The sequence below is a fragment of the Methylobacterium sp. J-092 genome, from assembly GCF_022829325.1.
GTDB lineage: Bacteria > Pseudomonadota > Alphaproteobacteria > Rhizobiales > Beijerinckiaceae > Methylobacterium.
On sequence record NZ_JAKSXU010000083.1, the window covers coordinates 24,513 to 36,162 of the forward strand.

The 11,650-nt window shown below is 72.1% G+C and carries 9 protein-coding genes; 4 read left to right on the forward strand and 5 right to left on the reverse strand.

Annotation, left to right across the window (positions count from 1 at the left end; translation table 11 throughout):
• The first annotated feature begins 18 nt into the window (after window positions 1-18).
• The 4 genes from MKK60_RS09930 to MKK60_RS09945 are packed head-to-tail and all read left to right on the forward strand — an operon-like array spanning window position 19 to window position 5,440.
• On the forward strand, window positions 19-1,317 hold the full coding sequence (locus tag MKK60_RS09930) for a glycosyltransferase family 4 protein (protein WP_243935765.1): 1,299 nt from the start codon (window positions 19-21) through the stop codon (window positions 1,315-1,317).
• Window positions 1,298-2,590, forward strand: coding sequence for a glycosyltransferase family 4 protein (locus MKK60_RS09935; protein WP_147843926.1), 1,293 nt, complete (start codon window positions 1,298-1,300; stop codon window positions 2,588-2,590). The genes MKK60_RS09930 and MKK60_RS09935 overlap by 20 nt, the downstream gene beginning before the upstream one ends.
• 52 nt (window positions 2,591-2,642) lie before the next feature.
• Complete coding sequence (locus tag MKK60_RS09940) at window positions 2,643-4,136, forward strand: lipopolysaccharide biosynthesis protein (protein ID WP_243985424.1); 1,494 nt, start codon at window positions 2,643-2,645, stop codon at window positions 4,134-4,136.
• Window positions 4,137-4,150: 14 nt separating this feature from the next.
• A complete protein-coding gene (locus MKK60_RS09945) occupies window positions 4,151-5,440 on the forward strand; it encodes a hypothetical protein (RefSeq protein ID WP_243985426.1) in 1,290 nt (429 codons plus the stop codon).
• Window positions 5,441-5,447: 7 nt separating this feature from the next.
• Here MKK60_RS09945 and MKK60_RS09950 read toward each other — a convergent pair whose 3' ends face one another.
• From MKK60_RS09950 to MKK60_RS09970, 5 genes are all read right to left on the reverse strand, one after another.
• Window positions 5,448-6,458 carry an SMP-30/gluconolactonase/LRE family protein gene (locus MKK60_RS09950; RefSeq protein WP_243950386.1) on the reverse strand — a complete coding sequence of 337 codons (1,011 nt, stop codon included), beginning with the start codon at window positions 6,456-6,458 and terminating at the stop codon, window positions 5,448-5,450.
• Between the two features lie 105 nt (window positions 6,459-6,563).
• Window positions 6,564-8,147 carry a galactarate dehydratase gene (gene garD / locus MKK60_RS09955; RefSeq protein ID WP_243985429.1) on the reverse strand — a complete coding sequence of 528 codons (1,584 nt, stop codon included), beginning with the start codon at window positions 8,145-8,147 and terminating at the stop codon, window positions 6,564-6,566.
• A gap of 31 nt (window positions 8,148-8,178) precedes the next feature.
• A complete protein-coding gene (locus tag MKK60_RS09960; RefSeq protein WP_243985431.1) occupies window positions 8,179-9,558 on the reverse strand; it encodes an MFS transporter in 1,380 nt (459 codons plus the stop codon).
• Between the two features lie 147 nt (window positions 9,559-9,705).
• On the reverse strand, window positions 9,706-10,590 hold the full coding sequence (locus MKK60_RS09965) for a 2-hydroxy-3-oxopropionate reductase (protein WP_243985433.1): 885 nt from the start codon (window positions 10,588-10,590) through the stop codon (window positions 9,706-9,708).
• A 63-nt stretch (window positions 10,591-10,653) separates the two neighbouring features.
• The gene (locus MKK60_RS09970; RefSeq protein WP_243985435.1) at window positions 10,654-11,418 is read right to left on the reverse strand and encodes an HpcH/HpaI aldolase family protein; all 765 of its coding nucleotides are present in this window, start codon (window positions 11,416-11,418) and stop codon (window positions 10,654-10,656) included.
• Between the last annotated feature and the right edge of the window lie 232 nt (window positions 11,419-11,650).

Consider the following 11,650-nt stretch of genomic DNA (forward strand, 5'->3'; position numbering starts at 1 on the left):
CACCGTCAGATTGATCAGATGCGTATTCTCCACCTCTCATCGCTGTATCAGCCCGAACAGGTCGGGGGGGCGGAGCTGATGGTGGAGACCCTCGTGCGGATGCAGGCGGGTCTCGGGGCGCAGGTCGGCGTCGCCTGCCTGTCGCGCCGGGCGGAGCCGCCCGACCGGTCGGGCGCGGCGACGATCTACCGCCTCGGCCACGGCACGCCGTTCCACGTCCTCGACTGGGCCGAGCACGGGCGGCTCGACCGCCTGCGCTACAAGCTCGCCGCGCAGTGGGACGGGCGCACGCTCGCCGCGATGGAGGCCGCGGTGCGGGATTTTTCGCCCGACGTGGTGAACACGCACTCGATGTCGGAGCTGACGCCGCGGATCTGGCCGATGCTGCGCCGGCTCGGGGTGCCGGTCGTCCACACGCTGCACGACTTCACGAGCCTGTGCAGCAACGGCGCGATGGTGCGGCACGGCCGCGCCTGCGAGCGGCAGCACGCCAAGTGCCGCGCCTACGCGCTCCTGCACCGGCTCTGCCAGCGGCCGGTCGACGCCGTGGTCGGTGTCGGCAGCGACATCCTCGCCCGCCACCTCGCGGCCGGGTTCTTCCGCGACGTGCCGGCCGCGTTGCGGCAGGTGATCTGGAACCCGATCGAGGCGGGGCCGCCGCCGGCGCCGCGCGCCCTCCCCTCGGGCGAAGTCACGTTCGGCTACATCGGCCGGATCGAGCCGTCGAAGGGCGTCGACACCCTGATCGAGGCCTGCCGCCGCCTGCCCGGCACCGGCTGGCGGCTGCGCGTCGCCGGGCGCGCCGTCAACGGGCTCGACCGCTACGAAGGCCTCGCCGCCGGGCTGCCCGTCGCCTTCGACGGGTTCGTCGCGGCCGACGCCTTCCTCGACGGCATCGACTGCCTCGTCGTCCCGCCGGTCTGGCCCGAGGCCTTCGGGCGCACGGTGGCCGAGGCCTACGCCCGCGGCGTGCCGGTGATCGGCACCGCCGTCGGCGGCATCGCCGAGCAGGTCGGCACCGACGATCCCGCCTGGCTCGTGCCGCCCGGCGACGCGGCGGCGCTGGCCGCCGCGATGGCGCGGATCGTCGCCGACCCCGCCCGCCTCGCGACCGGCCTCGGCAACGCCGCCGCGGTCGCCGAAGGAACCCGGCCGCAGGCGGTCGCCACCCGCTACCTCGACCTCTACCGCAGCCTCCTCGCCCGTGAGCCCGCCGTCGCCCACGGATCGGCGTCCCAAGGATCGACGTCCCAGGGGTCAACGCCTCGAGAATCAACGCCTCAAGGATCAAGGCGCCATGCGCATCCTGCACCTTAGCTCGCTCTATCCGCCCCATATCGTCGGCGGCGCCGAGCGGTCCGTCGAGCATCTGGCCGAGGAGCTCGCCGGCCTCGGGCACACGGTCGCCGCCGCCTGCATCGAGCGGCAGGCCGAGCCCAAGACCGTGCGCAACGGCGTCACGGTCTACCGCATGGCGCATCACAACGACTTCTGGCTCGAGGACTGGGCGCAGCACGGCCGCTTCGCGCGCAACGCCGCCAAGCTCAAGCAGCAGTGGAACTTCGCGATCGCCGCCGATTTCGGCCGGGTGCTCGACGACTTCCGGCCGGACGTCGTCAACACCCACTCGCTGCTCGACATCTCGACGCTGGTCTGGCGCGAGGCGGCCCGGCGCGACATCCCGATCGTGCACACGGTCTGCGAGTACGACCTGATCTGCGGCAACGCGGCGATGTTCAAGCACGGCGCGCCGTGCACGCACTGGCACCTCGGCTGCAAGGTCGTGAACGCCTCCAAGCAGCTGACCAACCGCTGGGTCGACGCGGTGGCGAGCGTCGGCACCCGGATCCTGCAGACCCATGTCGACCATGGCCTGTTCCGCCACCTCGCTCCCGAGCGGCGACGGGTGATCTACTATTCCTGCACGGTGCCGGACGGCGATCCCGAGGCGCGCCGCCGGGTCGACCGGAGCGCCAAGCCGATGACCTTCGGCTATCTCGGGCGGATCAACGTCGAGAAGGGCGTCGGCACGCTGATCGACGCGCTGGCCGAGATCGGCTCACGCGCGCACGCCGCCGAAGGGAATCCCGCCTCCGGCGGCTGGCGCTGCCTGATCGCGGGCCAGGCGATGGACGACTCGATCGAGCGGTTCAAGGCGAAGGCCGAAGGGCTGCCGATCGAGTTCGTCGGCTGGGTCGACCCAAAGGACTTCCTCACCGAGGTCGACGTCCTCGTCGTGCCCTCGTTCTGGGCCGAGCCCTCGCCGCGCACGGTCTACGAGGCCTACGCCATGGGCGTGCCGGTGATCGGCGCCGATTCCGGCGGCATCCCCGAGCTGATCGGCGAGGACAACGTCGACTGGCTGTTTCGCGCCGGCGACGCGCCCGACCTCGCGGACCGCATCCGCACGGTGCTGGCCCGCGGCCGCGCCAGCCTGCCGGACGAGCGCGCGTTCCAGCACGTCCTGCGCGAATCGACCTCCGAGCGCGTCGCCGAGAAGTATCTCGACCTCTACGCCGAGCTTCTCGCCGAGCGCCGCGGCATCGCGCCGGAACCGTCGCCAGCGCACGGCATCCATCATGGCGCCTAGCCCGCCCGGCCCGTCCGCCGCGGCGCCGGACGCGGCTGCGACCCGGGACGATATGGCCGGCCGCTCCGTCCGGGCGGCCGGGTGGGTCGCCGTCAGCGCAATCGGCAACGTCGTCCTGAGCTTCGTGGTGTTCCTGGTGCTGGCGCGCCTGCTCGACCCGAGCGAGTTCGGCCTCGTCGCCGTGGCGGTCGTGTTCATCGACATCCTGCTCATCGTCACGCGGGGCGGCCTGCCCGACCTCGTCGTGCAGACCGACCGGCTCGACGACGGCTTCGTCGACACCGCCTTCTGGGTGGCTTTGGCCTCCGGCTGCCTCTACGGGCTGGCGCTGGTCGCGCTGTCGTGGCCGATCGCGTGGATGCTGCGGATCCCCGAGCTGCAGCCGGTGCTGGCGGCGCTCGCCGCCACCTTCGTGATCGCGGCCGCGGGCGTGATCCACGAGGCGCGGCTGCAGCGCCTCTTCGGCTTCCGCAGCCTCGCGATCCGGGCCCTCGTCGCCAACCTGATCGGCGGGTCGGTGGCGATCGCGCTCGCGCTGAACGGGTTCGGGGTCTGGAGCCTGGTGATCCAGCGGCTGCTCGCCACCGGCATGACGACGCTGCTGACCTGGGCGGCGTTTCCGTGGCTTCCCGGATGGCGCTTCGTGCGCGCCCATGCCCGCCGCCAGCTCGCCTTCGGCTCCCGGGTGTTCTCGACCCAGCTCCTCCTGACGCTCAGCATCCGCAGCCAGGAGGTGGTCGCCGCCTACTTCCTCTCCACCGCCGATATCGGCCTGCTGCGCATGGCCTGGCGCTGCATCGACCTGATCAGCCAGGTCGCGGTGATCCCGCTCGCGGCGGTCGCGCTGCCGACCTACGCCCGGCTGCAGGACTGGCCGCGCGACCTGGCCGCGGCCTTCGACGGCTTCGTCGCGATGTCGGCGGTGCTGGCGCTGCCGGCCTTCGTCGGCATGGCCGTGGTGGCGCCGCACCTCGTGCCGCTGCTCTTCGGCGAGCAGTGGCGCGACGCGGTGCCGGTGCTGCGCATCCTGGCGCTGCTCGGCCCGGAATTCGTCGCGACCTCGATGCTGTGGATGATCTTCACCGCCTCCGACCGGACCGGCACCGCGCTGGTCCTGTCGGCCGCGCAGTTCACGATCACGATCCTGGCCTCGTTGGTGACGGCGCCGTTCGGCCTGTCGGCCCTCGTCGTCGGGCACGTGCTGCGCGCCTACCTGTTCTCGCCCGTGGTGGTGCGGGCCGCCGGCCGGTTCGTGCCGGTCGGCACCTTGGCGGTCGCCGCCTCGCTGGCGCCGATCCTCGCCTGCTCGCTCGCGATGGGCGCCACCGTGTTCCTGGCGCAGGATCGCCTCTACGCGCGGCTCGGCGACCACGCCGGCCTCGCGGCGGCGATCGGCCTCGGCATCCTGATCTACGGGATCCTGGCGCTGCTGTTCCTGCGCGCGCCGCTGCGCCGGAGCGTCGCGCTGATCCTGAACCGCAAGGCCGCCCTGGTCGCCGCCGCCGCGCCGCGCGCCGAGGCGGTGCCCACGGCCGCGACGCCTTAGACGAGGTGCGATCGATGAGGCCCCATGGACCGACCCGCCGCCTCGTGCTGGCGGCGGGCGCGTCGGCGCTGGCGGCACGCCCGGCCCTGGCCGGCCCGCTGCCGTCGTATCCCAGCGAGGACTTCGCGCAGTCCGTCGGGATCAACACCCATTTCGGGCACGACGGGACCCCGTACGTCGACCGGTTCGCGCGCTGCGCGGCGGCGCTCGACGCCCTCGGGATCCGGCACCTGCGCGACGACATCGTCCTGCCGGCGGGCGAGCCGCCATCGGGGCCGCCGCCGCAGTTCCGGCGGATCGCCGAGCTGGCGCGGGCCGGCTACCGGTTCAGCCTCGTCTTCTACGACGGGCTCGACGTCGGGCCGCTGGTGCCGCCCCGGCGCCTGCCCGACATCGCCGCCTGGAGCGCGGGCGGGCTCGCGATCGCCGAGGGCAGCAACGAGCCCAACATCGCCGCCGGCGCCGGCCGCCCGCAGGCCTCGGCCGAGCACCAGCGCGCGCTCTACCGGGCGGCACGCAACGCCGGCGGCGCGGTGAAGGTCGCCGGGCCGAGCTACGTCCAGGCCAACGTCGCGGCGGCGGAGTCCCTGGCCAACGCCGTCGACTACGGCAACATCCACCCCTACCCCGGCATGGAGCACCCGGAGAACGCCGGCAACGGCGACCTGCGCCGCTTCGTCGCCGCCGCTCAGCCCATCTTCGGCCGCGCGCCGCTGCTCGCCACCGAGAACGGCTACCACACCGCGCTCGCCACCCGGAGCTTCCACTTCCCGGTCTCGGAGGCCGTGCGGGCGCGCTACACGCCCCGCCTGCTGCTGTGGAGCTTCCTCCAGGGCATCCGCCGCACCTACCTCTACGAGCTGGCCGCCTCGGTTGACCGAGGCGAGGGCGACCCGGAAGGCCGGTTCGGCCTCCTGCGCTTCGACGGCTCAGCCACGCCGACCTTTTCCGCGGTCGCCAACCTGATGCGCCTGTTCCGGGCCGGCCCGGCCGTGGCCGGCCCCGCCCTCGACGTGGCCCTCGACGCGGCCCCGCGCGACCTCCAGGCGATCCGCTTCCTGCGCGGCGACGGCGCCGTCCTCGTGCCGCTCTGGCTCGGGATCGACGGCTGGGACCGGGTGCAACGCCGGGCACGGCCCGACGCGCCGGCGCAGGGCGTGACCCTCACCCTCTCGAGCGTCCCGAAGGCGGCGCGGCTGCACCGCTTCGCCGACGACGGCTCGGTCGGCGTGGAAACGCTCGGCCCGGCCCGGACGCTGACCCTCGGCGTGACGGACCGGCTCGCGATCCTCGAGCTGGTGTAGGGCGGCCCTACCGCACCGCACCCCGGGTGTTGACGGAGAGCGCGTAGATCGACTTGGTCGAGGCCATGAACAGGCGGTTGCCGTCGGCGCCGCCGAAGCACAGGTTGGCGCAGCGCTCCGGCAGGCGGATCCGGCCGATCGCCCTGCCCTCGGGCGAGATCACCAGGACGCCGTCGAGATCGGCGCCCATGCCCCAGCCGCACCAGAGGTTGCCGTCGGCATCCGCCCGGAACCCGTCCGCGGTGCCCCTGCCGCAATCGAACAGCACCCGGCCGTCGGCGAGCGCGCTGCCGTCCCCGACCACGTCGTAGACCCGGATCAGCCGGTTCGGCTGGGCGCGGGATTCGATGACGTAGAGCTTGGTCTCGTCGGGCGAGAAGCACAGCCCGTTCGGGCCCGCGATGTCGGCGACGACGACCCTCGCCTCGCCGGTCCGCGGATCGAGGCGGAAGACCTGGCCCGGCCGTTCCGGCTGGGCCATCGCCTCGTAGGGGTTGGGGCCGAAGGCCGGGTCGGTGAACCAGATCGCGCCGTCTGAGCGGCAGACGACGTCGTTCGGGGCGTTGGCGGGCTTGCCGTCGAACCCGCTGAACAGGGTGGTGATCGTGCCGTCGTGCTCGGTGCGGGTCACCCGGCGGGATTTGTGCTCGCAGGTGACGAGGCGGCCCTGGCGGTCGCGGGCGTTGCCGTTGGCGTAGTTCGAGGGCTTGCGGAACACGCTCGTCGTGCCCGTCGCCTCGTCCCACCGCATGATCGCGTCATTGACCACGTCGCTGAACAGCAGGCAGCGCATGTCGCCGAGCCAGACCGGCCCTTCCGCCCAGCGAAAGCCCGTGGCGATCCGCTCCACCGTCGCCGAGAAGATCCGGTACCGGGCGAACGACGGGTCGAGGATCTCGATCGCCGGGTCGGGCAGGCGCTCGGACGGCTCGAAGGCGGCCTGCGCAGGCCCGGCCCACGCCGTCGTGGCGGCGGCGCCCGCCAGCGCCAGCAGGGTCCGGCGATCGAGTGCGCCCATCGTGTCCTCCCGGCCGGTGTCGTCCCGGCCTGTCCGTCGCTCGTTCCCCGGCGGGCACGGCGCATGGCGTGCGGCGTGTCCGCTCCTTCCGTGGCGTCGGAACCCTCAGGTGATCGGCGCCGGGTTGAACAGCGTCAGGTCGTTGAACAGGCCCCAGCGGTCGGACCACGGCGTCTTGCGCCCGCTCGCCACGTCGAGGATGAGCTGGAACAGCTCGCGGCCGACCTCCTCGATCGTCGCGTGGCCGGTGGCGATGCGGCCGGCGTCGAGGTCGATCAGGTCGGACCAGCGCTGGCTGAGCTCGGTGCGGGTCGCGACCTTGATCACGGGGCATTGCGCGAGGCCGTAGGGCGTGCCGCGCCCGGTCGAGAACACCTGGAGGGTGATCCCGGAGGCGAGCTGCAGCGTGCCGCAGACGAAGTCGCTCGCTGGCGTCGCCGCGAAGATCAGGCCCTTCTCGCGGACCCGCTCGCCCGGGGCGAGCACGCCGGAGATCGCCGAGGTGCCGGATTTGGCGACCGACCCGAGCGCCTTCTCGACGATGTTGTTCAGCCCGCCCTTCTTGTTGCCGGGGGACGGGTTGGCGCGCCGGTCGGCCTCGCCCTTGGCGAGGTAGTCGTCGTACCACGCCATCTCGCGTACCAAAGCCTCGGCCACCGCCGGCGTCTTGGCGCGCGGCGTCAGCAGGTGGATCGCGTCGCGGACCTCGGTGACCTCCGAGAACAGGACCGTGCCGCCGGCGGCGACGATCAGGTCGGCGCAGTACCCGAGCGCCGGGTTGGCGGTGACGCCGGAGAACGCGTCGCTGCCGCCGCATTGCAGGCCGACCACGAGGTCGGAGGCCGGGCAGGTCTCGCGCCGGCGCCGGTTCAGGATCGCGAGCCGCGCCTCGGCCATCGCCATGATGCTGTCGAGCATCATGGAAAAGCCCTGGTGGCGCTCGTCCTGCATCCGCACGACGCCGCCGTCCTGCGCGTCGTCGCCGTCCGGCAGCAGGCGCTCGGAGACGAGCTTCTCGCAGCCGAGGCCCACCACCATCACCTCGCCGCCGAAATTCGGGTTGCGGGCGAGGCTCTGGAGGGTGCGGATCGGGATCACCGCCTGCGGCGCGTTGATCGCGACGCCGCAGCCGTAGGCGTGGGTCAGCCCGACCACGTCGTCGACGTTGGGGAAGCGCGGCAGCAGCTCCGCCTTGATCCGCCGGATCGCCACGTCGAGTGTGCCGGCGACGCATTGCACGCTGATCGAGATCGCGAGGATGTTCTTGGTGCCGACCGAGCCGTCCGGGTTGCGGAACCCCTCGAAGGTGCAGCCGGTCAGCGGCGGCAGGGGCGCCGGCACGCGGGTCGCCATCTCCAGCGCGTCGAGGGCGGGGGCGGTCGGGGTGGCCACGCGCGATTCCTCGACCCAGGCGCCGCACGGGATATCCTGCGTCGCGATGCCGACGACCTCGCCGTAGCGCCGGACCTCGCCGCCCTCGGGGATCGCGGCGAGCGCCACCTTGTGGCCCTGCGGCACGAACTCGACGAGGGTCAGCCCGTCCGGGAACACCGTGCCGGCCGGCAGCCCGAAGGCGTTGACGACGATGGCGACGTTGTCGCTCGCGTGCAGGCGGATGGTGCGGGGGGCGTCGCCCAGGGCGGGCCCGGCCGGCGGCACCGGCGGGGCTTCGATCACGGCGTCTGGCATCGCATGCTCCCTGGCGGCGGTCGGCGGTCGATCAGGCGCGGCGCAGCTCCACCCGCCGGATGTCGCCGACGAGGAAGAGATAGGCGCTCATCGCCACGAGCGCGTTGATCCCGACGAAGACCAACGCCGTGTCGAACGAGCCCGAGGACTGGACGAGATAGCCGATGATGATCGGCGTGGTGATGCCGGCGGTGTTGCCGAACATGTTGAACAGCGCGCCGCTCAGGCCCGCCGCCTCCTTGGGCGAGGTGTCGGACACCACCGCCCAGCCGAGCGCCCCGAGGCCCTTGCCGAAGAAGGCCGCCGCCATCAGGCCGATCACCAGGGCATGCGAGTCGACGTAGTTGCAGGCGATGATCACCATCGACAGCAGCATGCCGGCGATGATCGGCAGCTTGCGGGCGATGTTGAGCGAGCCGGTCCGGCGCAGGAGCGCGTCGGAGATCACGCCGCCGAGGATGCCGCCGACGAAGCCGCACAAGGCCGGGAGCGAGGCGGTGAAGCCGGCCTGGAGCACGGACATGCCGCGCTGCTTGACGAGGTAGATCGGAAACCACGTCAGGAAGAAGTAGGTCATCACGTTGATGCAGTGCTGCGCCACGTAGATGCCGAGCAGCATCCGGTTGCCGAGGAGCTGCTTGATCGTTCCCCAGGTGCCGGCGGCGGGGGCGGCGCCCGCCCGCACCGGCTTCGCGTCGCGCGCTGTCGACGTGGTCGCGCCCGACGGCGCGGCGCCGACCTGCACCAGCGCGCCGCCCCGGGCGATCTCGTCGAGCTCGCCCGAGGTGACGCTCGGATGGTCCTTGGGGTCGTGGATCAGCCAGACCCAGAGCAGCACCATCGCCAGGCCGATCAGGCCCATGCTGAAGAACGCGTAGCGCCAGCCGAAGCTCTGGGTCACCCAGGCGGTGAGCGGCGCGAACAGCACCGGCGCGAAGTATTGTGCCGCGTTGAACACGGCCGAGGCCTTGCCGCGCTCGGCCGCCGGGAACCAGGCGGTGACGAGGCGGGCGTTGCCGGGGAAGGACGGCGCCTCGGCGATGCCCACCAGCATCCGCATCAGGAAGAACACCGCCACCGCGGAGCCCGCGCCGAGGAAGCCGGCCCAGCCCTGGACGAAGGTGAAGAACGACCAGAAGAACACGCCGCCGGCATAGATCCACTTGGTGCCGTAGCGGTCGAGCAGCCAGCCACCGGGCAGCTGGGCCGCGACGTAGGACCAGCTGAAGGCGGAGAGGATGTAGCCCATCTGCACGGGCGTGATGCCGAATTCCTGCGCGATCGGCACGCCCGCGATCGAGATGATCGCGCGGTCGGCGTAGTTCAGCACCGTGACCGCGAACAGCACGAGGAGGATCAGGTAGCGCACGCGCATGCGCGTCGCGCTCTGCACCGGAATCGCCAGCGACATGGTTTCCTCCTCGGGATCGCCCGACGGATGCGTGCCCGTCGCGGTCGGTTTCCTTGAGGTTTCCAGATTAGTCCGCCCGGTCGATACCTTCCAATCCAAACGATGGATCGATCGATGCCATCGCAGCATCGATCGATCGAGCCTTGATCAGGCGGCGCCGACCTCGTGGTTCGCCATGATCTCCAGCGCGCGGACCATCGCCGAATGGTCCCAGGCCGCCCCGCCGTTGGCGACGCAGGCCGAGAACAGCTGCTGCGCCAGCGCCGTGGCCGGCAGGCTGAGCCCGAGCGCGCGGGCGCCCTCCAGCGCCAGGTTCAGGTCCTTCTGGTGCAGCCCGATGCGGAAGCCCGGATCGAAGGTGCGGTCGATCATGCGCTTGCCGTGCAGCTCGAGGATGCGCGAGGTGGCCAGGCCCCCGGTGATCGCCTCGCGGACCTTGGCCGGGTCGGCGCCGGCCTTCGAGGCGAACAGCAGGCCCTCGGCCACCGCCTCGATGGTGAGCGCGACGATGATCTGGTTGGCGACCTTCGCCACCTGGCCCGATCCGACCGGGCCGACATGGGTCACGGTCTTCCCCATGGCCGCGAACAGCGGTTGTGCGCGCCCGAAATCGGCCTCGTCGCCGCCGACCATGATCGAGAGGGCGGCGTTCTTCGCCCCGACCTCGCCGCCGGAGACCGGCGCGTCGAGATAGGCGCCGCCGCGCTCCCTGATGCGGGCGGCGAAGTCCTTCGTCGCGATCGGCGAGATCGAGCTCATGTCGATCACGGTCGTGCCGGGCCTCAGGCCCGCCGCGACGCCGTCCGCGCCGAACAGCACCGTCTCGACGTCGGGGGTGTCCGGCAGCATCAGGATGACGACCTCGGCGCGCTCGGCGACCTCGGCGGCGGTGGCGCAGGGCGTGCCGCCGGCGGCGACCAGGGCCTCGGGCACCGCCCGGCGGCTTTTCAGGAACAGGCTGTGCCCGGCGGCGATCAGGTGCCCGGCCATGGGCGCGCCCATGATGCCGAGGCCGATGAATCCGATGTTCATGGTGGTGTCTCCCGGAATGGCGCATCCGCCCTCCCCCGCGGAGGGGGGAGGGTCGATCCTGGCTCAGCCCCTGAAGCGGGCGGCGAGCGCCTCGGATTGCCGCGCGAGCAGGCCCATGTCGGAGCCGACCGCGGTGAAGCGGGTGCCGGCGGCGATGTAGCGGTGGGCCAGATCCTCGTTGGCGGTGAGGATGCCGGCATGCTTCCCGGCCTTCGTGATGCGCGCGATCGTCTCCGCGATGATCGCCACCACGTCCGGATGGTTCTGCTGGCCGAGGTAGCCGAGGCTGGTCGAGAGGTCGCCGGGGCCGACGAAGACGCCGTCGACGCCCTCCACGCCGGCGATCTCGTCGAGGTTGTCCAGCGCCCGCCGCGACTCGATCTGCACGGCCACGAAGATCTCGGCCTCGCAGCGGGCGTGGTAGTCGGGGATGCGGCCGAAGCGGGCGGCGCGCGGCGCCTGCGAGAAGCCGCGCACGCCGCGCGGGGCGTAGCGGGTCGCGGCCACCGCGCGGCGGGCCTGGTCGGCGTCGTCGATGTTGGGGATCATCAGCGACTGCACCCCAGTGTCGAGGATGCGCTTGATGGTGATCGCCTCGTCGCTCGGCACCCGCACCATGGCGTGGGCCGGGCTCTCCATCATCGCCTGGACCTGACTGTAGACGTCCCGCAGGTCGTTGGCCGAATGCTCCATGTCGAGGAGCAGCCAGTCGAAGCCGGAGCCGGCCACGACCTCGGTGGAGATCGGGCTGGCGAGGCTGCACCACAGGCCGATCTGCTGCCGGCCCTGGCCGAGCGCCGCCTTGAAGCGGTTGGAGAGGATGTCCATCGGATGTGCTCCTTCGTGGAATCGATCTGAGAGGTCGAGCGTCGTCCGGATCACGCGCCTCCCTCTCCCCTCTGCGGGAGAGGGTGGCCCGCTCATCTCAAATCCCCTTGGTTGTGATCTGAATTCGGACCGTCGGCGCCGGGCAAGAATCGTGCGCTCGGCACGCGCGCGCGCCGAATGCGATCACGGCCCGCCGGCCGCCGGCTCGCGTGTCCGCCACGTCAGCGGCGAA

Coding starts and splice junctions, on each gene's coding strand:
- MKK60_RS09930 (WP_243935765.1), top strand. CDS start 19: ATGCGTATTCTCCACCTCTCATCGCTGTATCAGCCCGAACAGGTCGGG.
- MKK60_RS09935 (WP_147843926.1), top strand. CDS start 1,298: ATGCGCATCCTGCACCTTAGCTCGCTCTATCCGCCCCATATCGTCGGC.
- MKK60_RS09940 (WP_243985424.1), top strand. CDS start 2,643: ATGGCCGGCCGCTCCGTCCGGGCGGCCGGGTGGGTCGCCGTCAGCGCA.
- MKK60_RS09945 (WP_243985426.1), top strand. CDS start 4,151: ATGAGGCCCCATGGACCGACCCGCCGCCTCGTGCTGGCGGCGGGCGCG.
- MKK60_RS09950 (WP_243950386.1), bottom strand. CDS start 6,458: ATGGGCGCACTCGATCGCCGGACCCTGCTGGCGCTGGCGGGCGCCGCC.
- garD (WP_243985429.1), bottom strand. CDS start 8,147: ATGCCAGACGCCGTGATCGAAGCCCCGCCGGTGCCGCCGGCCGGGCCC.
- MKK60_RS09960 (WP_243985431.1), bottom strand. CDS start 9,558: ATGTCGCTGGCGATTCCGGTGCAGAGCGCGACGCGCATGCGCGTGCGC.
- MKK60_RS09965 (WP_243985433.1), bottom strand. CDS start 10,590: ATGAACATCGGATTCATCGGCCTCGGCATCATGGGCGCGCCCATGGCC.
- MKK60_RS09970 (WP_243985435.1), bottom strand. CDS start 11,418: ATGGACATCCTCTCCAACCGCTTCAAGGCGGCGCTCGGCCAGGGCCGG.